This window comes from Photobacterium kasasachensis (genome assembly GCF_050336885.1).
GTDB classification, from domain to species: Bacteria; Pseudomonadota; Gammaproteobacteria; order Enterobacterales; family Vibrionaceae; genus Photobacterium; species Photobacterium kasasachensis.
The window spans coordinates 338,214-361,473 of sequence record NZ_JAKJSH010000004.1 but is presented as its reverse complement, the minus strand read 5'-3'; the positions used below and the strand labels follow the sequence as shown (position 1 = coordinate 361,473).

Annotated in this window: 16 protein-coding genes; 10 read left to right on the top strand and 6 right to left on the bottom strand. The window is 47.5% G+C overall.

From position 1 onward, the window contains the following. Positions 1–69: 69 nt before the first annotated feature. On the bottom strand, positions 70–1,500 hold the full coding sequence (aspA, locus tag L4D19_RS01615; RefSeq protein ID WP_428450870.1) for an aspartate ammonia-lyase: 1,431 nt from the start codon (positions 1,498–1,500) through the stop codon (positions 70–72). An 894-nt stretch (positions 1,501–2,394) separates the two neighbouring features. Between aspA and L4D19_RS01610 the strand changes: the two genes are divergently transcribed. After that, a complete protein-coding gene (locus L4D19_RS01610) occupies positions 2,395–3,699 on the top strand; it encodes an anaerobic C4-dicarboxylate transporter (protein WP_428450869.1) in 1,305 nt (434 codons plus the stop codon). 84 nt (positions 3,700–3,783) lie between these two features. Here the strand turns inward: L4D19_RS01610 and L4D19_RS01605 are convergent, their stop codons facing one another. From L4D19_RS01605 to L4D19_RS01590, 4 genes are all read right to left on the bottom strand, one after another. Then, on the bottom strand, positions 3,784–5,073 hold the full coding sequence (locus tag L4D19_RS01605) for a dicarboxylate/amino acid:cation symporter (protein WP_428450868.1): 1,290 nt from the start codon (positions 5,071–5,073) through the stop codon (positions 3,784–3,786). Between the two features lie 407 nt (positions 5,074–5,480). Next, complete coding sequence (locus L4D19_RS01600) at positions 5,481–6,893, bottom strand: sigma-54-dependent transcriptional regulator (RefSeq protein WP_428450867.1); 1,413 nt, start codon at positions 6,891–6,893, stop codon at positions 5,481–5,483. Next, positions 6,890–8,602 carry a transporter substrate-binding domain-containing protein gene (locus tag L4D19_RS01595; RefSeq protein WP_428450866.1) on the bottom strand — a complete coding sequence of 571 codons (1,713 nt, stop codon included), beginning with the start codon at positions 8,600–8,602 and terminating at the stop codon, positions 6,890–6,892. Before L4D19_RS01595 ends, L4D19_RS01600 begins: the two co-directional genes overlap by 4 nt. A gap of 222 nt (positions 8,603–8,824) precedes the next feature. Continuing rightward, positions 8,825–9,943, bottom strand: coding sequence for a M20/M25/M40 family metallo-hydrolase (locus tag L4D19_RS01590; RefSeq protein ID WP_428450865.1), 1,119 nt, complete (start codon positions 9,941–9,943; stop codon positions 8,825–8,827). Between the two features lie 176 nt (positions 9,944–10,119). Here L4D19_RS01590 and L4D19_RS01585 point away from each other — a divergent pair, with 176 nt between their 5' ends. From L4D19_RS01585 to L4D19_RS01560, 6 genes are all read left to right on the top strand, one after another. Then, entirely contained in the window at positions 10,120–11,133 is a 1,014-nt protein-coding gene (locus tag L4D19_RS01585) for an ATP-grasp domain-containing protein (protein WP_428450864.1), read from the top strand. Beyond that, positions 11,130–12,620 (top strand): ATP-grasp domain-containing protein, encoded by a 1,491-nt coding sequence (locus L4D19_RS01580; RefSeq protein WP_428450863.1) that lies wholly within the window; start codon positions 11,130–11,132, stop codon positions 12,618–12,620. Before L4D19_RS01585 ends, L4D19_RS01580 begins: the two co-directional genes overlap by 4 nt. Positions 12,621–12,629: 9 nt before the next feature. Beyond that, positions 12,630–15,287 carry a M14 family zinc carboxypeptidase gene (locus L4D19_RS01575; protein ID WP_428450862.1) on the top strand — a complete coding sequence of 886 codons (2,658 nt, stop codon included), beginning with the start codon at positions 12,630–12,632 and terminating at the stop codon, positions 15,285–15,287. Positions 15,288–15,906: 619 nt separating this feature from the next. Next, a complete protein-coding gene (locus tag L4D19_RS01570; RefSeq protein ID WP_428450861.1) occupies positions 15,907–17,772 on the top strand; it encodes a methyl-accepting chemotaxis protein in 1,866 nt (621 codons plus the stop codon). A gap of 215 nt (positions 17,773–17,987) precedes the next feature. Beyond that, positions 17,988–18,629, top strand: a complete 642-nt coding sequence (locus L4D19_RS01565; protein ID WP_428450860.1) for an ABC transporter ATP-binding protein — start codon at positions 17,988–17,990, stop codon at positions 18,627–18,629. Further along, on the top strand, positions 18,622–19,392 hold the full coding sequence (locus tag L4D19_RS01560; protein WP_428450859.1) for an ABC transporter permease: 771 nt from the start codon (positions 18,622–18,624) through the stop codon (positions 19,390–19,392). The genes L4D19_RS01565 and L4D19_RS01560 overlap by 8 nt, the downstream gene beginning before the upstream one ends. A 269-nt stretch (positions 19,393–19,661) precedes the next feature. Here L4D19_RS01560 and L4D19_RS01555 read toward each other — a convergent pair whose 3' ends face one another. Then, the gene (locus tag L4D19_RS01555; protein WP_428450858.1) at positions 19,662–20,117 is read right to left on the bottom strand and encodes a tetratricopeptide repeat protein; all 456 of its coding nucleotides are present in this window, start codon (positions 20,115–20,117) and stop codon (positions 19,662–19,664) included. A gap of 285 nt (positions 20,118–20,402) precedes the next feature. Here L4D19_RS01555 and L4D19_RS01550 point away from each other — a divergent pair, with 285 nt between their 5' ends. From L4D19_RS01550 to L4D19_RS01540, 3 genes are read left to right on the top strand one after another with little or no spacing between them, the layout of a single operon-like run. Continuing rightward, the gene (locus tag L4D19_RS01550; RefSeq protein WP_428450857.1) at positions 20,403–21,410 is read left to right on the top strand and encodes a phosphotransferase; all 1,008 of its coding nucleotides are present in this window, start codon (positions 20,403–20,405) and stop codon (positions 21,408–21,410) included. After that, complete coding sequence (locus tag L4D19_RS01545; RefSeq protein WP_428450856.1) at positions 21,394–22,302, top strand: 3'(2'),5'-bisphosphate nucleotidase CysQ family protein; 909 nt, start codon at positions 21,394–21,396, stop codon at positions 22,300–22,302. The genes L4D19_RS01550 and L4D19_RS01545 overlap by 17 nt, the downstream gene beginning before the upstream one ends. Before the next feature lie 51 nt (positions 22,303–22,353). Further along, positions 22,354–23,253: a methyl-accepting chemotaxis protein gene (locus L4D19_RS01540; protein WP_428450855.1), complete on the top strand. Its 900-nt coding sequence runs from the start codon at positions 22,354–22,356 to the stop codon at positions 23,251–23,253. Positions 23,254–23,260: the final 7 nt, after the last annotated feature.

Sequence of the window (23,260 nt, the reverse complement as noted above, 5' to 3'; positions counted from 1 at the left end):
ATGAGTTCACCCTTGTATTTGTTATTGGGAAAAAAAAAAGGGCTTTTTCAAGCCCTTTAATTGTTGTTATTAGTTATATAGTTTTGCTTTGTATTCTGGATGCATCAGGTTTTGCACCGAGAATATTTCATCTAGCTGCTCTTCGGCCAGTAGCTTGCGCTCTAGTGTTACTTCTTTAACGCTCTTGCCAGTTTCGGCACAGATCTTACCGACGATGTCACCTTCGTGGTGGCCGATGAATGGGTTTAGGTAAGTGACAATACCAATTGAGTTAAAGACGAAGTCTTCACAAACATTCTTGTTTACGGTGATGCCGCTGATGCATTTGTCGGCGAGGTTAACACAAGCATTACCGAGTAGCTCAATTGACTCGAAGATTGCCTGACCGATAACAGGTTCCATGACATTAAGCTGAAGCTGACCGGCTTCTGCGGCAAAAGTAACAGTAGTATCGTTACCGATCACTTTGAAACAAACCTGGTTGACCACTTCAGGGATCACTGGGTTAACCTTGGCTGGCATGATTGAGGAGCCTGCCTGCATTTCAGGCAGGTTAAGCTCGTTAAGGCCAGAGCGCGGGCCAGATGATAGAAGACGAAGGTCGTTACATACTTTAGACAGTTTTACTGCCAGACGTTTTAGCGCCGCGTGCACGGTGACGTAGGCACCACAGTCAGATGTTGCTTCAATCAAATCTTCAGATGGTACGCAATCAAGTCCCGTTGCTTCAGCAAGGTATTTTACTGCCAGTTCCTGGTAGCCTTCAGGTGCATTGAGACCGGTACCAATTGCTGTCGCACCCAGATTAACTTCAAGTAGCAGACCTGCGGCATATTTCAGGTTCTTGATTTCTTCTTTAATCAGGATGCTGAATGCGTGGAACTCCTGACCGACCGTCATAGGTACGGCATCCTGCAATTGAGTTCGGCCCATTTTTAGAATGTCCTGGAACTCATCGCTCTTGGCATCGAAAGCAGTTTGTAAGTGTTCGATTGAACCGATCATTTTCATGATGCTGTTATAAACGGCAACACGGAAGCCTGTTGGGTAAGCGCAGTTGGTTGACTGGCTCTTGTTGACATGATCATTAGGGTTGATGATGTCATACTCGCCTTTTTCGTGGCCTTTCAGTTCAAGGGCTACGTTGGCAATGACTTCGTTAGCATTCATGTTTACTGAAGTACCCGCGCCGCCTTGGTATACATCAGAGATGAACTGATCCATGCATTTACCTGTGTCTAGGATCAGATCACAGGCTTCAACGATGTACTTGCCCACATCGCTAGGGATCGTACCGAGCTCAGCGTTCGCTTTAGCCGCCGCTTTTTTGGTAAAGACCATACCGCGAACAAATTCAGGTACATCAGAAATCTTCATCGACGAGATATTGAAGTTCTGGTAGGCGCGTAACGAGTGGATCCCGTAATAAGCCGATGCCGGAATTTCAAGTTGACCCAGAAGATCTTCTTCGATACGAACCTTAGTAGAATTGTCGAGCATAGCCGTTACCTTTATTGATAGTGAAATGACACCGACACAATGTTCTTTTTATTGTTCAAAGTGAAATGCTTAAAAGTAAGCAATAATGCATTTATTGCATAGTGCTAATTATTTAATCAAATAGTGTTTTCTTAGTTTGAAAATAATGAATAACTATGAATTTTAATTCAACTGGAAGCGTGATTTAGTTCACTTATTTTATTATGTGATTCAGGTAGGACTTTTATGTACTACAAATATATATCCAACAGGTATTGTCCAAAAATTACTCATCTAACTTATGTTAATATACTCGCTTTTTTATGGTTTTTTTGATTGGTTGTGACTTTTGTTTTGTCAGTGTGTGTGTTTGTTTTGCCTTGCATGTAATCAATATGATGCATACAGGTTGTCATGTATGGTTTTGCTGAATATTCAGTGACCTGGGTGGGATTTTAGTGATGCTGATTACGCATAACCAGATAGTTTTCTGCATTTCAAACCCGGTGGAAAGCTAAGTATTGTCTATGTAAATCCAGAAAATATAAGATTGATGAATAGCTTGGGTTGGCTAGGTAAATAGTTGATAAAAATAATATTATTCATGCTCAAATTTTTTGCCGAATTGACACAAATGGGGACGATGAAGTAATTGACATTGTAGGTGCAAGATATTAGAGCCTCTGTTTCTACTGTCAATACCTCCTATTGCTTTATTCTATGCATTCTAATTAACTCTACATAATAAATAGACTGGTATTAGTGGTTGCCAATAATCTTATCTTTTAAATATCTGTTATTCATTCTCCAAAATGATTCAGCGGTAAAAACTGGCTGGAAGGATGTTACACGCTTCTTAATTGTCTTGATTAAAGAGCGCTGAAATAATTTATAGAACTAGAAAGAGGACTTACTATGCTGTTGTTGGAAATCATTCTCTTGTTGGGATGTATTATTCTTGCTGCCCGGTTGGGCGGAATAGGTGTCGGACTGGCGGGCGGCGTCGGAATGGTGATTGCTGTCTATATTATGGGCTTGGCGCCCGGCTCGATCCCCGTCTCGGTTATTTTAATCATCATGTCGGTTATTCTGGCCTTGTCTGTGATGCAGCAAGCTGGTGGTATGGGTTATATGGTGAAGTGTGCTGAAAAGATGCTGCGCAATAACCCTAAATACATCAACATCCTTGCGCCAGCGACCACTTTTACCTTAACAACCCTTGCTGGTACGGGCTACACGGCAATGTCTGTATTGAACGTTATCCAGCAGGTCGCCAAGGATAACGGAGTGCGTCCAAGCCAGCCATTGAGCTCGGCGGTTGTGGCTTCTCAGATTGCGATTACCGCTTCACCAATCTCCGGTGCAACAGCAGCCATGTATGTTGTCGTTGAGAAGATGGGTGTTAACTTCTTCGATGCCATTTGTGTAATTCTACCAGCAGCCCTTGTTGGATCGGCAGTTGCGGCTTTTGTGGCCAGCAAGCAAGGTGTTGAATTAGCCGAGGATCCAATTTACCAAGAACGCGTTAAGAAAGGCCTGGTCAACTTTAGCTCAGAAGAAGATAAAGGTGCCGAGCCAACGCCTGAAGCAAAACGTTCTGTCATGCTATTTTTGGGCGGCGTGGTCTTCATTGTTGCTATGCTGATGTTCAAATCGGTTATTGGCCATACCCTAGGCTCTAAAGATATTATCGTTATTACCATGCTGTTTATCTCATTCGTGATGGCAATGACATGTAAGGTACAGCTGACGGATATCAAGCATGCGCCAATTTTCCGAGACGGGGCGGAATCACTGATTGTTATTCTGGGTATTGTATGGCTGAGCTCGACGATCATCGGTGCCCATATCGGTGAAATTAAAGACGTGGCAGGTAGTGTACTAAACGAGTATCCGGCTCTGTTGTCAGTTGTCTTCTTCGGTACCAGTGCCTTGTTGTTTAGCCAGGGCGCAACCAGTGCGCTGCTAGTACCGATTGCTGCTACGCTAGGTGTCGATGCCGGTACTATCCTGGCGAGCTTTGTTGCCGTCAGTGCGCTGTACATGACTAACATCTACCCGACGACGGCGTTTGCTATCGCAACCGATGATACTGGCTCATTCTTGAGCAGTAAGTGGAACGGCTCACTGATCGTTAACCACCCATTCTTCCTGCCGGGTATGCTTGGCATTATTAGTGCTGTACCAGTTGGCTTCTTCCTGTCAGGTATCTTCATTTAATCGTTATCATGGCGGTAAATCGATAGAAAAAGGCCAGGTATTCTTTACCTGGCCTTTGCTTTTGTGTCGCTGAGTTAGCGGGATTTACGCTGCCTCTTCGCTAGTGCGGCCATAGACCTCACCGGTGTTGTTATAGACTTCGGTGTCCAGCTCGTTTTCGCTGCGGCCAACTAAGATAGAAACCATCAAGTCACCACATACGTTAACACTGGTGCGTGCCATGTCGAGGATACGGTCAATACCGGCAATAATTGCCAGTCCTTCCATTGGCAGGCCAACGGTGGTCAGTACCAGTGACAGCATGATAAGACCGGCACCCGGCACACCAGCCGTACCGATAGACGCCAGCGTAGCGGTCATAATGATGGTCAGGTAGTCGGCAAATGCAAGATCAACCCCGAATGCCTGGGCAACAAACAGTGCAGCAACACCCTGGTAAAGCGCCGTACCGTCCATATTGATGGTTGCACCCAAAGGCAGAACAAAGCTTGAAATTCCTTTAGATACGCCCATTTCTTCACGCGCACACTTGATCGTTGCAGGCAGGGTACCTGAGCTGCTCGTGGTGGTGAACGCAACGGCTGCCGGGTTGACGAGGCCCTTGATGTAAGGAATTGGATTTAGGCGACCAACGAACTTGATAACACCTGAGTAGAATACCAGTACGTGCAGAAGGCTGCCGATATAGGCAACGGCTATCACCTTAAATAGCGGTAGCAGAATATCCAGACCGTACTTACCGGCAACCCATGCCATCAGGCCGAAGATACCGTAAGGAGCCAACTTCATAACAAGCTCAGTCAGCTTGTACATCGCTTCGGCAAGGCTATCGAACACGGCAATAGCTGGTTTGGCTTTTTCGCCACACAGGTTAAGGGCGACACCCAGACCAAGAGCGAAGACAATGATTTGCAGAATGTTGCCGGCTGCCAGTGCGCTGATAGGGTTTTTTGGAACCAGATTAAGAATGGTTTGCACTAGGGTCGGGGCTTCCTTGGCTTCGGAAGCTGCTGCGGATGCAGCCATATTCAGGCCTTCGCCAGGAGTCAGTAATGTTGCCAGGCCCAGACCGATACTGATAGCAACAGCAGTCGTACCGAGATAAATGGCGACAGATTTGACGCCGATACGGCCCATTTTACGAGTATCCTGCATTGACGTCACACCGACGACGAGCGAGCAGAAAACCAGAGGGACAATCAGCATTTTAATGGCGTTGATAAACAGAGTACCGATAGGCTTGAGTACTTCAGCATCAGGTCCGAGAATGCTTCCCGCAATGACACCCAGTACCATACCGACCAGAATTTTCTTCCACAGGGCCAGGTTGCCCCAAAAGCCAGGCTGGCTTTTCTTCACTTGTGCTTGTTCCATGTTAGTTCCTTGTCCGTTGCTTATTGACTACCGGTTCTCTATAGCCAGATAGCCGGTACACTGAAGTCAGGTAACACCCTGTATCTTCTTGTATGTAATACATTAATAAGCGGCTAAGTGGGCGTTTCCCACTGTACCTGGGGTTATATAGAGCAAGCAGAGTGCCAGTTTTGGATTTATCCACTATCCTTATGTTTTAAAAAAGAAAAGTAGAATATTAAAGGGGGTGGACGCTTGGTGGAAGGGGTATAACCAAAGGAATAAGTTACCGATGTAAAATCGATGTTATTCATTTGTGATCAGTAACTTATCCCATAAGACAGAGGTTATAACTTTTCTTTTGGTTATAGGGGTTTAGAAGCCTGTTATTGGTTCTTAGTTCTTGGCTCTGGATTAATGGCAATGGGTTATTGAGACTGGGCCTTTTTTAGTCGTTTGCTCAGGGCAGGTTGCGAGATCCCCAGCAACTTGGAGGCCAAAGACTGATTGCCCTGAGCGCGAAGCATGGCCTCGTTGACAAGAAGATCGCCTACCTCCTGTAGCGTTGGTAGCGGTCGCTCCGGGTTGAAAAGCATATGCTCGGCCAGATCTTCCGGCTCAGTTGTTGTTATTTCCCGATCCAGAACCTGACGGAATACATCCATCGATAGCATGTGCGAGCGATGCTGGCTCATCGCGTCATAAGCCAGTGCGCGTAATTCGCGGATATTGCCCGGAAAGGCATAGTTGGCCAGCAGAACCGGCAGTTCTTTGGGGATAGTTGGTTTGTTCTTCCCGAGTTCATCTGCCGCCTCCTGAAGAAAATGCTCCAACAGTAGCGGAATATCTTTGCTGCGCTGGCGTAGCGGCGGGATATCGACGCGGTGAGTTTTCAATCGGTAGAAAAGGTCTTTGCGAAAATCGCCGTCTTTTTGCTTCTGTGCCAAATCCTGATGGGTTGCAACGATAACACGTGCCCGAAGTCGTTTCGGTCTGTCGCTGCCCAGCGGATAGTATTCGCCTTCTTGTAGCAGACGCAGCAGTTTCACTTGCGATGCCTGGCTTAAATCGCCGATTTCATCCAGGAACAGCGTCCCGCCCGCGGCCTGCTCGATCAGTCCGGCTCGGGCCTTGTCGGCACCGGTAAATGCGCCGCGGTGATGACCAAATAGGGTATCGGCAAATACGTTGTCATCCAGTCCGGCGACATTGACACTGATCAGTGAGCCGGAGCGATCACTGAGAGTGTGAATAGCTCTGGCTATCAGTTCTTTGCCGACGCCGCTTTCGCCGCAGATCATGACTGGCTGGCTGCTGGGGGCAACGGATTCAAGATACTGAAATACCGATCGCATACCTTTGTCTTCGGTGATAATCGACGAAAAGGCCTCTGGCCGCTCTAACGTGTCGGTAAGGAAGCGACGACGCATTTCCTGATTCTCAAGCCGCATTTCCTGCATCAGGATGGCGCGCTTAATCCCCTCGATAAGCCGATCTTCTTCAGTGGTTTTCACGAAGTAGTCATAAGCGCCAAGACGGATGCAGTTCACTGCCGTTTCCAGCTGGTTCAGGCCGCTTATGATAATCACGCCGATTTCCGGATACTCTTCGACAATTCGCTGGAGCAGAACTTCACCGGAGATGTTGGGCATCGTCAGATCCAGCAGCACCAGGCCGATATTCTCACGGGCGATAATATCCATGACTTCCCGGCTGTCCTGGCATTGGAAAATATGGTTGATGCCGCCCCGTCGTTCCAGAACAATGCTGAGACTGCGAAGAAAGGCCGCCTCATCATCAACCAGCAAGACGCCAAAACTAGGGTAGCGATTAATATTCATGAAGATGTTGTTCCTTTAATGGCGGGTAGCGAAAGGGTTACACAGGTTCCCTGAGCGAGCTTGGAATCGTAGGCCAAGGTACCACCATGCTCCTGGACAATGCTGAAAGATACCGACAGGCCGAGCCCGGTACCACCTTGTTCCCGTTTGGTGGTAAAGAAAGGATCGCTCAGGTGGGGCAGGTGCTCGGGATCAATCCCACGTCCCTGGTCGCAAACCTCAAATTTAAGCATATAGTCGTGCGCCAGATAGAAAGTGCGAACCGAAATACCGTTGTCTGGGCTTTCCAGTGCCTGGCAGGCATTGATGATCAGGTTGATCACAACCTGTTCGATACGCTGGGCGTTGCCCTCAAAGCATGGCAGGTTTTCGGCGTATTCAACGTTAAAGTGATGGGTCGACTTGGAAATAGTATTGTCGACCAGGCGAATGGCTGTGGCGACAACATCGTTTAGATCGACAGTTTCACTCAGCTCGGTCGGCTCCTGGCGGGCAAAATCCCTGAGATCATCGACAATCCTGCGGATCCTGTGAGTACCGGTCAGCATGTCGTCAAGCATTGGCGGGATTTCGTCTCGCATCCGGCTGTAAGCCAACCCTCCGATAAGAAAATCACCGTGCTCCTGATAATGGGCTTCCAGGATATCTTCGGCATCCTGGTAGACATCTTTGAGGATCGGCAGGTTGAGCAACAGCAGGCTGCTGGGGTTGTTAATTTCGTGGGCGACGCCAGAGACCAGTATCCCGAGGGAAGTCATTTTGTCAGCTTGAATAAGCTGCTGCTGTTGCAGTTGCTGCTCCTGGGTGCGTCTTGCTACCTCCCGGCTCAGTGCCCGGTTCCAGAACATGATAATACTGAGGATCAACAGCAGCAGGGTCGAGACAAAAGCGGCAGCCAAGCCGAGATTTTTCCAGCCCATGCCCTTATCTTCTAGAGGGCCCAGCCACTTGTCGTACAGCGCCTGCTGTCGTCCGGTATTTTTGAGGATAGCGAGACCTTCGCTGAACTGGGCCAGCAGATCTTGTTTACCTTTAAGCACCGAGTAGCCATAGAGCTGGGCTCCGAAAGGTTTGCCCGCAGGGATGATGTTGGAGAGTTCGAGCGCCTTGCCAGTGTATAGGCCGGGAAGGTTCGCTACCAGCGCGTAGTCATGTTGCCCTGAAGCCAGTAGCCTCAGGGCATCGGCATGGGTATCCACGAGGATCAGCTTGGCGCCGACTCTATTTTGCAGCAGGTGATCATGCATGATACCACCGCTTTGTACGATGACCTCTCTGTCCTTCAGTTCGGTGAGCTCAGAAATTGTCGGCAAGCCTTTACGGGTGAAAACGGACTGGTGGATAACCGCATGCGGCGGCGAGAAGTCATAGCCTTTGGCACGTTCCTTGGAAAACACCATTCCCTGCAAGGCGTCAATTTCACCGGTCTCTAGTTGGTGACGCATTTCGTCCCAGCCGCCGAGTTGGATATCGACGTTGATCCCCATGACCTCGGCAATAGCCAGTGTCAGTTCGGTATTATAGCCGTCCGGCTCGCCTTTCTCGTTGAGAAACTCGTAGGGCGGGTAGTTATGATCGCCACCAACCCGGATTGTCTCGCCATGTCCGGCCGCCTCGGCAGAAAGGGGAAAGATGCCGATCAAAAAAGCAATGCTCGTCAGAAAGATGCCGGTCAGGGGGCTTTTTGCCTTGGGGAAGGTGAAAATCATACTGTTGTCCTTAAGTGCTGAAGGTCTAGTTGCCTGAATGTGCCGTCAGCACCGAGCTAACCCGCTTGTTCCGTGGTGGCTTTGTTATTGATATTTTATATATTTGTAGCAAATAGCCAAGTGGTATAACAACGACAAATGAAAACGCCCCCAATTAAGATTGAGGGCGTAACATAAACATCTTTGAGAACTGGAATTTCTCGTTAAGGGCAGGGAGCACGACTAAGAGTTAACGGTGCTTGGTTTGGGGCTATAGTGACGAACTATTGTGGTAACTTCTTCGATACGGCGGTTAAAACTGCGTTTGGAGGCGCGTTCGAACTCAGTATGATCACCATCGCCATAGGGACCGAAGCCATCCAGGGTTGGCAGTCCGGCTCCTGAGGTAACATTAGCATCGCTGACGCCACCCCTTTGCTCGGTCTTGAGTGGATACCCCAGCAGTTGGGAAAGTTTGTCGATGAGGGCTTGCTGTTCAGTTGATGGCGTCATGACATCTCGCTGCAGGCCGCCGCTCAAGGTTGCACTGACCCCGTCAATGCCATGCTGGTGGATCAGCACGGGGATAGCCTCGAGTACACGCTGTTGCTCGTCGGCTTGGGTGAAACGTGCTTCAACCATCAGTTGGGCATGTGGCGAGATAGTGTTGGCACTGATGCCGCCTTTGATTTTGCCGACGTTGATGGTGGTCCCTTGCTCGAGATCGGTCAGCTCGGTCAGGGCAATGAGCAGCCTGGCGGCTGCGAGGTTGGCATTTTTGCCCTGGCTGTATTGGTTACCGGCATGAGCGGCAACACCGTTAAGCTCGACACAATAGGTTGCAACGCCTTTGCGTCCGTTGACAACTTCATGATCTTCCCCGGCAGCTTCAAAGTCCAGGCAGGCATCATATCTGGTGGCAAGTTCTTGGGTGATGGCCTTGCTGTCGTCACTTCCAGTCTCCTCGTCACTGACTAGTAGAAAGTCGACATTGCAAAGCTGTCCGTGTTCGGCAAATACATGGCGCAGTGCAGACAAGGCGACAAAGTTGCCTCCTTTCATATCACAGCTGCCGGGGCCGTAAATCCACTCTTCATTTTCTCTGAAACCTTCGAAGGAATGTGGCGGGAAAACAGTATCTAAATGCCCTAAGAGAAGCAGCTTTGGCAGCCCTTGTATCTTTGTGCTGCTAAACAGCAAATGGTTACCAATGTTTTCCCGGTAATAGACAGTGGTGGTCATTCCCAGAGCTTCCAGCCAAGCCTGCATCATTCTGCCATTCGCATCGACACCTTGTTTGTTTTGTGTCCATGAGTTCTCTTCTATCAACGCTTTGAGATCAGCGTAATTGATACCTTTCACAACTTGATTCCTTCCTCAGATTTAGCGAACTGCAGAATTCTCGCAGAGAATTTCCACCTAGCTCACTGTTATCAACAATATGCGACACTATGATATGAAACCATATTACTACCTTGCTGTAATCTTTCTGTGCTCTAGTGGCATATTTTGAGGTTTGAATGATTAAGGAGAAAATCATGGCCCCTCCCCGTGTTGGTTTGTGGATGTATCAGAATTCAGGTGGAACAGACATTGAGCGCAAGATTGTTGCTCAGTTAAATGAAAGGAATATAGAGGCAATTACCGGGCTTGACCTGGGCGAGGCCTCGGCGCACAACGGCAGTATTTTTTGCAATGGTCACATGATGGATGAGCTGGACCTGTTCTTTTCTTATAACGCTGGTCAGCAGACGCCGTATCAGGTGTATTTGTACCAGACCCTGAGCAGCATGGTCCCGACTATCAATAACTATGCAGCGTTTGAACTGACAGAGGATAAGTTCCGAACGGCGCATTTGTTGAAGAAACACGGCATTCCTACCTCAGACTATATTGTCTGTAACAAAAACAATATCGAACAACTCAGGGAGCACTTGCGGTTCTGGCAGGGTAAGGCTATCTGCAAGCCGGTGAACGGCTGGGGGGGGAACGGGATCATCAAGCTCGAGAGCGAACGTGATCTGGACTTGATTCATCCATATATCACCAAGCAAAGCTCGCCGCAGTTCTATATTGAGAGGGTGATCGAAAATGACTTCACCGACTACCGGATAGATATTGTCGATAACAAGTTTGTGGCCTGCTACGGCCGTAAGGCAGCATCGGGAAGCTGGAAAACCAATGTGACCAGCGGTGGCAGTGTGATTTGCCGCGAGCCAACCCCCGAGGTGATAGAACTGGCTTTGAAGGCCGCTAAAGTTACCGGCCTGGAAGTGGCTGGCGTCGACATTATTTATGACATTGAGCATCAGCAGTACGTGGTCTTGGAAGTGAACGGGATCCCGGCCTTCGCTACCCCGGATCAGGAAAAAGCCGGGCTCAATTTTAACGATACCAAGATTGCCTATTTGGTCGATCTAATTGAGCGAACTGCCTGCAAAGAAAAGACCAGAGAAGACCAGCGCAGTGAACTGAATTCCGCCGTTGTTGATCTCGCTGCCCTTGATCTTGCCGCAACTTCAAGCCCTCTTGTTAAGGAAGAAACACTATGACCATGCCAAAGCAGTCTTTACCCAGGATCGGTATGCTTTACCTCGATCATGTTTTGCGTTTTTTCGATAAGTCTAACTTCAAGGGGTGGCCGGATAAGATTGAACAGGTGGTCTATCACTGGGGGAATGACAAACAGCGCTTTATCGATGAAGTAAAAAGGAAAAAAATTGATGTTCTGATCGGCAATGTGCCGGCGACTGCCTATGAAACATTCCGTGAGATTGCCCGCGCTTTGCCGGAGGTGAGGTTTATTCCGACGCTGGATAGCCAGTTCTGTAACAAGTCCAAGGAAAACGTCACGCACTTTTGCCACAAATACCAACTGCCGATCCCTAAAACCAAGATTTTTTATCTGGTTGAGGAGGCGCTGGCTTACATCAACAATACCCAGTATCCCAAGATTGTGAAGCGTTCATATGGCCCGTCGAATTACGGCGGCTATTTTGTCCATAAGATTGACAGTGCCGAAGAGGCGGTGCGTCTATTCTCCGAGAAGCGTTATTACCCCGCCTATATCCAGGACTTTGTCCCAATGAAGGCGGATATCCGGGTCATGCTGGTGGGCCATCAGCCAGTTTGTGCATTTTGGCGTCGGCCACCCGAGGGAGAGTGGCTGACCAATACCAGCCAGGGCGGCAGCATGGACTATCAGAATGTTCCCGAGGAAGTGTTGGAGCTCGCTGTTCGGGCATCGAAGGCAGCCAATGCTGAGTACTGGGCCTGCGATATCGCGGTAAGTACCGATGATGAATACACCATTTTGGAGTGTGCGACGGCCTTTGCTGCCTTCCCCTATATTCGTGACTGGATTGGTCAGTACCTGATGTGGCTACTGGCTCCACAGCGCTTCGACAAACCGTATTTTGCCCATAAAAACTGGGAAGAGCTGGGCAAGATTGATTCCTCGTTGCTACGTACGATGCGACATATTAGTTTCGGTCAGGCTAGTCATTCGACAGATACCGGTGAATATGCTCCCGCTGATGAGCAGTACTCTTTGCTAGAAACACGCCATGTTCGAGGTGAAGAGTGGCCGAGTAAGGCATGGAATTTCCAGGATATGCACCGGTTGTCCGGAGTCAACCCATACAACCGTAATGAGCATGGGGCAGTTGGCAACGGACAAACACAAACTCAAATCAATCAGCCAGACAGTTTTCTTGATACCGGCATTGAAGATCATCAAGAAGTCACTGTGGCAGATCATCACTCCTTATCTGGAGCGGTCTCTGAATCAAAGCTTGAAGTTAAGCCCGAGACTGATGCCGGGCACCTACCTGAGCCTGAACATCTTGTGGCTTTCTTTCAGAGTGTGAAAGGTATAGGCAAGGTGTTGTCGCAGGAAATTGTCGATACGCTCGGTGTGAGCGGTGTGTTATATGCGCTTGAGCATGAACCGCAGCAGTTGACGGCGTTCAGAAACCTCAAACAGAAGAAACTTGAGGCGATACTTCGGTGCTGGGAAGAGCATGAGTTTGTCTGCTAGGGGGCGGCAATGAAAAAACAATACCTGTCTTATCAGGAGACGATTGACTTCCTGACTCAGGCAATGGAAAGGTACCCCAACCTCATTCGGCTGGAAAGCATTGGGGAGACTCATGAAGGTCGGCCGATAATGATGGTAACGGTATCGCAGGATGTGGCGTACGCCCATCTCAAGCCGGCACTGCTGTATACCGGTACAATTCATGCTCGCGAGTGGATCGGTATCGAGCTGGCGGTGAATTTTGTTCAGTACCTGCTTGATAATTACCCCAGTAATCCAGATGTCGTCGAAGCGCTGACCCGTAATACGTTATACATGGTGCCTTGTCTCAATCCGGATGGTTTCGAGTATTCTCGCAAGCATTTCTCATTTTGGCGCAAGAACCGGCGAGATAATGGCGATGGAACATTTGGAGTCGATCTGAACCGTAACTTTGGTATTAACTTCCGTCGCTCAAATGATACCCAGTCGAATATCTATGGTGGACCCGGGCCATTCTCGGAACCTGAAACTCAGGCTATCAAACACTTTGTGGAGGCGCACAGCAACATCCGGATCGCGTTGGATTATCATTCACAGGGGAATGTGTTTTTCCCTGCCCACAAGTTTAACCACGAAGCTGAAATTGAAGGGACAGACTTAAACATTCTGTGTGCCAATATGGCTCAGGAAATATATAAGGTCACACAACGTCAGTACGGTATTCATCGTGGTAAGCCACCGGCTAACCTGATCCACGGTAGCGGACGTGAGTATTATTATGATCGTGGGATATTGTCTGCTGTGGTGGAAGTCGGCAGCAGGAATATTCCCGATTATCTGATTAACATGTCGCAGAGTGTGGATGAAAATATCCCGGCTTTATTGTATGCACTGGGTAATGCCATTAATTACTCGGATTTGGCCCCAACTAGACCGGGTAACTTTACGGTCAGGGAGATAACGGCCAATCAGGCGATATTATGCTGGGAGCACTCATCGGATGATGAAGGTTGCTATTATCAGGTATATCGCAGTGAGTCGCCGAAATATCATTGCAACCGAGAAAACTTAATTGCAATTACCTCGCAGAATGAATATATCGACAAGCAGCTAAAATCAGGCCATCGCTATTATTACAATTTGCGTAAAGTAAACCGGGTGAGCCGGATAAAATCGCCGTTTTCTCCTGAGGTGAAAATAAAGACCTGTCTGGAAAAAGATGAGTTCGCTTTTACGTTATTTCCTAAACCGGAGCAAATTGGTTATGTCGGTGAACTGACTCAAAGCCATAATGCGGAACATTTCGGCCATAATTCGCTATTTATCGGAGTAAATAAGACCAAAGGAGTGTGCTACGGCGTAATTGCTTTTGATATGGACAGGATCCCGCCTGATGCCATTATTAAGAATGCGGTGTTCTCGCTGTATCCGATGAATCGGGTAGGGGCAAAAATTGAGAATTATGGCGAGTGGTCAGTATCAATCCTAAATCCTGACGATATCAATGAGCTTTCTATCTATGAGGAGATCCATCAAGCACCTCCTTTGCAGACGCTGGGTGATGCGATTGATTCTGATCAGCTGACTCAGGGAATTTGGAAAAGCTGGCGTTTTAGTGCGATGGAAAAACAGCTGGTACAGGATCAGCTTGAAAAGGGCCGGTTGCTGCTTCGACTGCAAGGTCCGGACAGTTTGCCGCTCGGCAACGATTCACAAATGATGCAGTTTGATATTGGCTATGGTCGTTTCGGTGGTGGGATCCACTACCGCCCTTGCCTCGACCTTATTTATACTCGCCGTCCTTATCAACTGGCGTTAGCAGCGTCTGATTGCCATACCATCAGCCAGGATAAGTTACAGCAAGGGGAGTTGCAGTGCGGGTTTGATTCTGAAGGTGAGACGGTATTTGGTCAGGTGGCATTTTCGCTGTCTTGTATCAGTGACGAATCCGATATCGTGATCACTCAGGCTTATTTTGCCATTGAGTGTGAGTCCTTGAGTGGGGTATCACAACCCATGCGGTTCACGGCGGAAATTGCCGAGCTGGACGACCTTAATTTCTGTAGCGTTAAACACCGGGAAAAGATTGAATATCTTGGCTACGAGGTCAGCAGCCAGGAGTTGGGGAAAACGCCACGTCAGATATTTATGTTTGATAGCTCGGCCAGACAGCATCTCGAGTCATTCCATCGCGACAAAAAAACGGTCAATCTGATCATTCGTGCCACGTCTGCATCGCGTCAAAAAGATGCGCTGGTCAACTGGCAGGCAATCGACAGCGAGCAGCGTCCTCAACTGGTGATTGAATATATTGAGCGGCGTAAGCAGGCGCTTGAGGCTCCCCAAGAGCTACAGGCAAGCCTGGAGAACGGATTGGTCAAATTAACGTGGACTAATCCTGAACACGCCGACTTTGTCGGCTCGTATGTGGTTCGAAATAGTTTTCATCCACCACGTTCACCGTTTGATGGTGTGAAGCTTTACGCCGGCAAAGACAGCTATACCTTTGACAGGTTTGGCAATGCTAACTTGCCTAAATACTATTCAGTTTTTAGCTACGATAATGTCCCGAATTACTCGGTCCCAGCGTCGCTAAAGTTTAGTGCCGAAGAGGTTATGCCTGTTGAGTATGATGAGTTTGAGCCGCAGGATGAAGTGGAAAAGCAGTACCGTGAGGGGGACTAATAGGTTGCCTGGGTATAAGTAGGTTTTAAAAGCCATTTGTTGATAAGTGCAAATGGCTTTTTTATTCAATAGATTATTAAGGCTTATTATTAATAAAAGGTTAGGATGTGATGTGCATATGTGTCAAATAACAATCGACATTTGAAGGGATGTTATTAATTTGTAGGTGTAAGGTTTGGTTTTAGAGTAAGGTAATAGTTTTCATCTCATAGCATATTGCTTGTTTCTTTTGAATGTTCATTCACGCCCTATTACAGAAATAATCTGCTGTTAATTTGTTTTCACAATCTGTTCTTATTTAATGTGCGAGGGTCTATTGTATGTTTAATAGGAATTAAATAGGGATTAATAGGAATGGATTAAATTATAAGCATGTTTTCTAGGATGGATGAAAATAGCGTTTAATGAAATTTAAAAACACATTGATATACTGTATACTATTCTGCCTTGATAATATGTATATGTGATGCATACGAATAACCAATTCGTGTGCATTTTTTATTGCACCATTACTTTCACTGCAACAAGGCTATTGATGTTTAATATCCAGAATTTAAAAGTAGGAACCAAGTTATCTTTTGGTTTCGGATTAATATTAATATTAATGTCATTCTTGACCATGAATGCATTTCTTGGTTTTACATCCCTAGAAAAGGATGTCGATACGGCTGATGATGTAAACCGAATGGTTAAATTCATTAAAGAAGCTCGTATTAACGAAAAAAATTATGTTATCAGAGGAACTGACAGATCAGTTTCAGGGATCAATCAGGTTGTTAATGACTTAATCTCGCTAGCGGAAGAGAAGAAAAATAACTCTGCCGAGCAGGATGACAAAGTGAACATGGATCGGATGATAGCAGCAACGAGGGCTTATCACCGTGAGTTCAATAACTACATGGATCTAAAGCAACGAGGCCAGCAAGCATCTGAGGTTATGAGAGAGCGTGCCCGTGATGTTGACCTGTTGCTAACGAGTATCCGCCAGGATCATAAAACGGCCTATCAGGCATTGATAGCAGCGCAAGCTGAAGGCGATCTCATTGCTCTGGAGATAGAAAAGGGTGACGATGCAAACCGTTTAATCAAGTGGATGCTTGAAACCCGTCGTGCCGAAAAGAACTATATGTTGTCATTAGACAGCCAATATGTCAGCGATGTTCAGACTCATGTGGCGGATATGACTCAGTTGATGAATGAGCTGAAAAGTCGGTACCGTACAACAAAGCATAAAGAAATGGCTGACAAAGTACTGGAAAATGTCAGCCAGTATACTGCGTCGTTCAACAATTATATCAATTATGCATCGAGCATGGAAAAAGCCAATGGCGCGATGTTGGTAAATGCCCGTGAGGCCGAGTCGCTGGCTGATGAGATCCGCAAGATCCAGAAGACCCGTCTGGCAGATAGTATCTGGACCATTGAAGCCACCAGTACTGTACTGGCCCTGTTCGGTATTATTGCCGGTCTTGTTGTTAGTGTGATCATTACCCGCCAGATTGTTCGTCCGCTGCATGAGGCGGTAGTGATGACCCAGAAGATCGCTGAGGGTGATTTAACCCTTGATATTCAGGCGAACAGAAAAGACGAGATCGGTGATCTATTTGCAGCTATCGGTACGATGAGCCGCCATTTGCAGCAGGTGATGGTTCGCCTCAATGACAGTATCAACCACATTGCAACAGCTTCAGAGGAGCTGTCGGCGGTGACGACACAAACCAGTGCCGGGGTTAATGCACAGAAGTCGGATATTGAGCAAGTTGCGACAGCCATGACCGAGATGAATGCGACTTCGCAGGAAGTTGCCAACCGAGCGAATTCCACCTCTGAAGCGGTTAAGCAGGCTAACCAACAGACTCAGAAAGGTAATGAGCTTGTGGCCGGTACGGTACAGGGCATGAACCAGTTGGCATCTGATGTGGAGAAATCGGCAGGTGTTATTCAGCAGGTTCGTGATGATAGCGAAAGTATTGCTTCGGTTCTCGATGTTATCAAAGGCATTGCCGATCAAACTAACTTGTTGGCATTGAATGCAGCTATTGAAGCTGCACGCGCAGGGGAGTTTGGCCGAGGTTTTGCTGTTGTGGCAGATGAAGTCCGCGCACTGGCCCAGAAAACACAAGACTCGACCGTCGAGATTGAATCCATGATCACAACCTTGAAAACGGGGAGTGAATCAGCTGTCACTGAAATGGGCAATAGCCAGCAGCAAGTGCAGCAGATGGTCACCATGGCTGAAGATGTCAACCAGACTCTGGCTGCTATAACCGAAGAAGTGGCAACCATTACGGATATGAACCTGCAAATTGCCAATGCTGCCAAAGAACAGAGTGATGTGGCTGAAGACGTCAATGTGCGGATCAATGCGATTCAGGATGTGTCTGATCAAACTGCTGCGGCGTCCGAGCAAACTTCTGCGTCCAGCCAGGAACTTGCGAAACTGGGTGAAGAACTGCAGGCATTGATCACCCGTTTTAAGTTGTAAAAACTCAATAAAAGCAGCGATGAGTTAATTGTTGCGGGTGATGACATGTGAAGGCTTTAACGACAGCAATGTGGTTAAAGCCTTTTTTAATGCGATTTTCCTAGAGGAACTAAAACATGAATCAAACTGGTTAGCTAGATGATTTTCATCAATTTGAATCATGGTTATTGAGCCTTTAGACTGCAAAGGTCGGGAGAGGTTTGGATGAAGAATCGATGAAACAAGCAATTTGCAATGATCTGGTTATTTGTGGCCTGGGCTCTGGTCTAGAAAGCTCAGGGCATGACTACTTAACCCGGACACTGCGCAAAGGCGATCACTTGGCTATATCTGGCCCGTCTGGCTGCGGAAAAACCAGTTTGTTGCAAGTATTTGCCGGATTGCGGCCTGCTTCTACCGGCAGTTTTAAGTGGCAAGGCAAGACGGTGGATGCCGAGTCACTGCGCTGGTGGCGACAGCAGTTTTGTTATCTGCCGCAACAACCCGTGATGGGGGCAGAAACCATTGGGGAAGTGCTTCTTCTGCCTTGGTCTCTGAAAGCGATGAAATCATCTCCGCCGGATGAACGGCAATGCCTTGCTGCTTTGGTAAAACTTTCACTCTCTCACCCATTAACCAAGCTGGCCTCTCAGTTATCTGGTGGCGAGAAACAACGGCTGGCGATTGCCAGAGCACTCTTGATGTCACGTCCGATATGGTTACTTGATGAACCGACTTCAGCTCTCGATCCGGCTACCCGGGATAAAGTGATTGCGGTTCTCTCGGAGCAATCTCTGACGATGGTGTCGGTCTCACACGATCCTGTCTGGCAGCAAGCCTGCCAGTATCAGCATGCTATGGAGGCACACCATGAATGAAGCATTGAATATAAGTAATCTGGCAATGGGCGGCTTCTATCTGCTGTTGCTGATCCCGTTATTTTTGTTTCATCGCTGGCAGCTAGGTCTTGGTCGGGCTGTGGTAGAGGCTGCACTGCGAATGACATTACAGCTCGCCGTGGTTGGTTTGTATCTGCAAGCCTTGTTTGAGTTTCAAAATTTGGGGCTCAATGTATTATGGCTCACGGTTATGATCGTGGTAGCCGGATACAGCATTTGTCGTCGGGCGGAAGTGAAACTGAAGGCAGTTATGCCGGCTGTGATTGCCGGGCAAGTGGTGGCTCTGCTGGTTATACTGCCAACGCTGCTGGCTGGTGTGATCCAGGCTGATCCCTGGTGGCAGGCGCAATACATGATTCCGGTCGCCGGTATGTTGCTCGGAAATTGCCTGACGGCTAACGTTCTGGCGATTGAGCGCTGGTACACTGGTCTTAAGGAAAGGCAAAACGAGTACCAGTTCTTTCTGGCGATGGGCGCACCGAACCCAGCACAGCCGTTTATTAAAACAGCGATAAAAGCAGCCCTGGCACCTCAATTGGCCTCCATGACGACACTGGGTATTGTCAGCCTGCCAGGAATGATGACAGGGCAGATACTAGGTGGGACCGAGCCATTGCTGGCTGTTAAGTATCAGCTTGTGATCATGGTGGCGATCTTTATCTCGGCGACACTGTCTGCAGCAACCTCTCTGGCACTAGTAAGCCGCTACGCTTTTAACCGTTATGGCCAGCTCATTATCTGAAACCAGCTCGTACCGGATCCCTACTTCATCAAAGGACTGCATTATTGCCTCATTATTCTCAATTGTTATCGGGTGCTGAAATAGAATCGTTTGGAGGTGGTGTTAGTATTGATGAAGTAGCGTGTTGAAATTAGTGTAATATTCCCCTTGGGAAGCGGGGAATATAATACGGTATTGATATACTTTTGTCGATTTTGAAGATAGCGCAGTGAATGTCTTTTTTTATTATTCCTGTTATGTGTTTTTCTTTGATTAATAACGAAAAGTGGTTAGATAGCATCGAGTAATAGTTTTGAGTCATCGTTACCATTGAGGTAAGACTCATTTAACCAGTAGGTGCCTTGTTCGATCTCTTCCTGGTTGTTTGCACTTAATAGCAGGTTGGCACCTAGCTCGTATTGAGCCTCAGAGTCGCCATTTAGCGCTGAACGCTCGAACAAAGCCTGAGCTCGAGCCTCGTCTCTTTCGCAGTGTTTTCCTTGCTGGCAAAGGGATGCCAGATACAATTGTGCATAGCTATCATTGAACTTGTCACTGAGTTCTAGATAATATATTGCGTTATTATAATCACTTACGTTGAGATAATACTGATATAGGAGTTCCGCGATATCAGCATTGTTTGTGGATGAATCTTTTAGCACTGCTAAAAAATCGTCAGAAACAGAAGGACTTGCTAATTTATCCTCAATTTCATCGATAGTTAAATTAGTGGTATTGTTGGTCATAACTAGCTCAAATATTAAATTGAGATACAAACGTAACAGATCAAAAAAAGATAATAAAATAATGCTACTTTTTGAAAACTGATATTAAATCAATATGCTAGTTTTTTCATTTTGTAATTTATTTGTGATTTCAGTTGCTTATTAAGTCGGAAAAATGCGGAGAAAATCACGGAAATCTAACTGTTTGCTGGTTTTTTGAACGATTGGGTTCTCTTCTGCATTGAAAAGGTGTTTTCTTGCAGAATTTTGTACACTAGCCTGACAATTACTCTCAATGACGAAAACATGACTATATCTCCAGATATCTTGCACAAGGTTGCCCGGGTGACGGGAGCCAAGAGCATTACTGACACCCAGCTTATCCAACCATTGTGGGGTGGATACGGGGAGCTATTTCGAGCGACATTAAACAATAGTCAATTCGAGTCGGTAATTGTTAAACACATCAAACTTCCACAGCCTAAACACCATCCCCGGGGCTGGAATACCGCGATATCCCATCAACGTAAGCTGAAGTCTTATGAAGTCGAAGTGAACTGGTATCAGGATTATGCCAATGTTTGTTCTAAGCAGTGCCCGGTACCCAAAAGCCTTTATGTTGAGCAGCACGATAATGAGATACTCATTGTGCTTGAGGATCTGAAAACACTTGGCTTTAGTGAGGTTATCAAAGAGGCGACACAGGTTCAGGTAGACGCTTGTCTTCGTTGGTTGGCTTATTTTCATGCCCAGCACCTTGCTCAAGAGCCTCACGGATTATGGCAAAGCGGTACCTACTGGCATTTGGAAACGCGGCCTGATGAGTTGGCGGCACTGGCTGATCTTCCGCTTAAGCAGGCGGCCGGTAAAATCGATCAAACACTCAAAGACTGTTGTTTCCAAACCTTGGTGCATGGCGATGCCAAATTGGCGAACTTCTGTTTTACGCCAGAGGGTGATCGTGCGGCCGCTGTCGACTTTCAGTATGTCGGCAAAGGGTGCGGCATGAAGGATGTTATTTTGTTTATTAGTAGCTGTATTTCTTTTGATGAGTGCGAAGATCGTGTTCCGAGCCTGCTTGATTACTATTTTTCTGAACTCCAACAAGCTGTTGCTGAGCTGAAGCCGCAACTCGACCCGGCTCAGATAGAGCGGGAGTGGCGACCGTTATATTGTATGGCCTGGGCGGACTTTCAACGCTTTGTCAAAGGCTGGTGCCCGGATCACTGGAAGATCAATATCTATACCGAAGGCCTGACGCGCCAGGCCTTGGCGCAACTGGGCTCCATTGAGGTAAATGATGAAACTGTCTAATTCACAGCTAGAAAAACTCTTGGCGTTGGCGACCGAGGCAGCGTTAACTGCCGGGCGATACATAGCCACTTTTGATCGGTCGCAGTTGAAAGTTGATCATAAGGCCGCGGGTAACAGCCTGAGCTCACAGGTTGTTACCCAGGTAGATCTTCATTGCCAGACACTGATCCTTGATATCCTTCAACCGAGCATCGAGCAATATGATTTGGCTGTCCTCAGCGAGGAGAATGCCAGCGAGGACAATATTTCTGAACACCCTCGGCGACAAAAAGAGTATTTCTGGTGTATCGATCCGTTAGACGGCACATTGCCGTTCATTGAGGGCTCGGCGGGCTTTGCTGTTTCTATTGCCCTGGTGAGCCAATCGGGTGCTCCTGTTATCGGTGTGGTTCATAACCCGACCACGGGCGATACGTATCAGGCACTGGCTGCTGACGAGCCTGTACGGCTGAAAAATGGGTTGCCCTGGAATCCAGTGACGAAGCATCGCTGTTTTACTTTGTATATTGATCGTAGTTTTGAGGGTGATGCCCGTTACCAGACTTGTATTGAACAAATTGATAGCTTGATAAAGGCCAAGGGCTATGATGGGCTGAAGATAGTGAACAGCTGTGGCGCGGTGATGAATGCAATTGGTGTGTTTGAGAACCCTCCTGCGTGTTACCTCAAACTTCCTAAGGCTCAGAAAGGCGGGGGAAGCCTTTGGGACTTCAGTGCAACAGCGGCGATAGCTCAGTCTTCGCCGGCTTTTTGGGTCAGTGATATATATGGTCAGGCTCTGGATCTAAATCGTAGCGATTCTAATTTCATGAACCACAAAGGTGTGTTATATCTCCATGGTATCGAAGGCGAGCCCTTCGTGTCAGAAACAGACTGGATGACGGCAGAATGATGTTTTAATGATCATCAACCTCAAACAATAATTAATTAAGTGAGTAGAATTATGCTAAAACTTTTTTCAGCCCCGATCCCTGAGCACCAGACTGTCATAGACAAAGCTGAGCTCGAAGCGCTCAAGACAAAAGCGGCGCTATTTGATCAGCTAAAAGAAAACCAGCCACTGGCAATTGCCCGCCAGATTGCAACCAATGCTGGTAATGTGAATAAGGCATCGACTAAGCGTCTTGAAGCAATCAATCACAACTTTGAGTTGATTGAAGATTTTATTAACCAGTCGAGTGAGATAGAAAGCCTGTCGAATGACTCATTTGATGCGGCCAGCAAAACGGCGGCAACAAGTACTCAGTCAATCAAGCAGTTACGCAGCCTCTCCGAGAATATCAATAGCTCAAAAATCAGTATTAGCGAGTTCACCGAGTTGCTCTCCTCGCTAGATGGCAATAACAAGAATATTGGCCAGTTGGTTGAGTCGATAAAAGGCATCGCCGATCAGACCAACTTGCTGGCACTGAATGCGGCGATTGAAGCGGCCCGAGCCGGTGAGCATGGTCGTGGCTTTGCGGTGGTTGCTGACGAAGTCCGGTCCTTGGCTAATACGGCCAACCAGTCAGCAGATAAGATTAACAGTGAGATGAACACTATTATGGATATCTCGGCATCCATTATCAGTAAGCAAAAAGGGATTACTGACATCATCAATAGCAGTGTCGATCTTGCCGAGGTGACTCTGGAAGACATCGAGTCTCTGGTGGCGATGGCAAATCAGAGCAAGGGCGCGGTAGAAACTGTGATAGCCAGGGTACAGCAACAGTTGGTGAATTCGGCGACTATCCAGACCAACATGCAACAACTGGTAGAAGAAACCCGAAATGCAGCAGCCCTTTCGTCTTCGAACCATGAGCTGGGTGAGTCACTTATGAAAGAGCTGGTTGTGTTGAAATAAGTCCATT

What these genes read in the sequence shown, in the direction of transcription:
- aspA (WP_428450870.1), bottom strand. Translation starts at nt 1,500, where the DNA reads ATGCTCGACAATTCTACTAAGGTTCGTATCGAAGAAGATCTTCTGGGT.
- L4D19_RS01610 (WP_428450869.1), top strand. Translation starts at nt 2,395, where the DNA reads ATGCTGTTGTTGGAAATCATTCTCTTGTTGGGATGTATTATTCTTGCT.
- L4D19_RS01605 (WP_428450868.1), bottom strand. Translation starts at nt 5,073, where the DNA reads ATGGAACAAGCACAAGTGAAGAAAAGCCAGCCTGGCTTTTGGGGCAAC.
- L4D19_RS01600 (WP_428450867.1), bottom strand. Translation starts at nt 6,893, where the DNA reads ATGAATATTAATCGCTACCCTAGTTTTGGCGTCTTGCTGGTTGATGAT.
- L4D19_RS01595 (WP_428450866.1), bottom strand. Translation starts at nt 8,602, where the DNA reads ATGATTTTCACCTTCCCCAAGGCAAAAAGCCCCCTGACCGGCATCTTT.
- L4D19_RS01585 (WP_428450864.1), top strand. Translation starts at nt 10,120, where the DNA reads ATGGCCCCTCCCCGTGTTGGTTTGTGGATGTATCAGAATTCAGGTGGA.
- L4D19_RS01580 (WP_428450863.1), top strand. Translation starts at nt 11,130, where the DNA reads ATGACCATGCCAAAGCAGTCTTTACCCAGGATCGGTATGCTTTACCTC.
- L4D19_RS01575 (WP_428450862.1), top strand. Translation starts at nt 12,630, where the DNA reads ATGAAAAAACAATACCTGTCTTATCAGGAGACGATTGACTTCCTGACT.
- L4D19_RS01570 (WP_428450861.1), top strand. Translation starts at nt 15,907, where the DNA reads ATGAATGCATTTCTTGGTTTTACATCCCTAGAAAAGGATGTCGATACG.
- L4D19_RS01565 (WP_428450860.1), top strand. Translation starts at nt 17,988, where the DNA reads ATGAAACAAGCAATTTGCAATGATCTGGTTATTTGTGGCCTGGGCTCT.
- L4D19_RS01560 (WP_428450859.1), top strand. Translation starts at nt 18,622, where the DNA reads ATGAATGAAGCATTGAATATAAGTAATCTGGCAATGGGCGGCTTCTAT.
- L4D19_RS01555 (WP_428450858.1), bottom strand. Translation starts at nt 20,117, where the DNA reads ATGACCAACAATACCACTAATTTAACTATCGATGAAATTGAGGATAAA.
- L4D19_RS01550 (WP_428450857.1), top strand. Translation starts at nt 20,403, where the DNA reads ATGACTATATCTCCAGATATCTTGCACAAGGTTGCCCGGGTGACGGGA.
- L4D19_RS01545 (WP_428450856.1), top strand. Translation starts at nt 21,394, where the DNA reads ATGATGAAACTGTCTAATTCACAGCTAGAAAAACTCTTGGCGTTGGCG.
- L4D19_RS01540 (WP_428450855.1), top strand. Translation starts at nt 22,354, where the DNA reads ATGCTAAAACTTTTTTCAGCCCCGATCCCTGAGCACCAGACTGTCATA.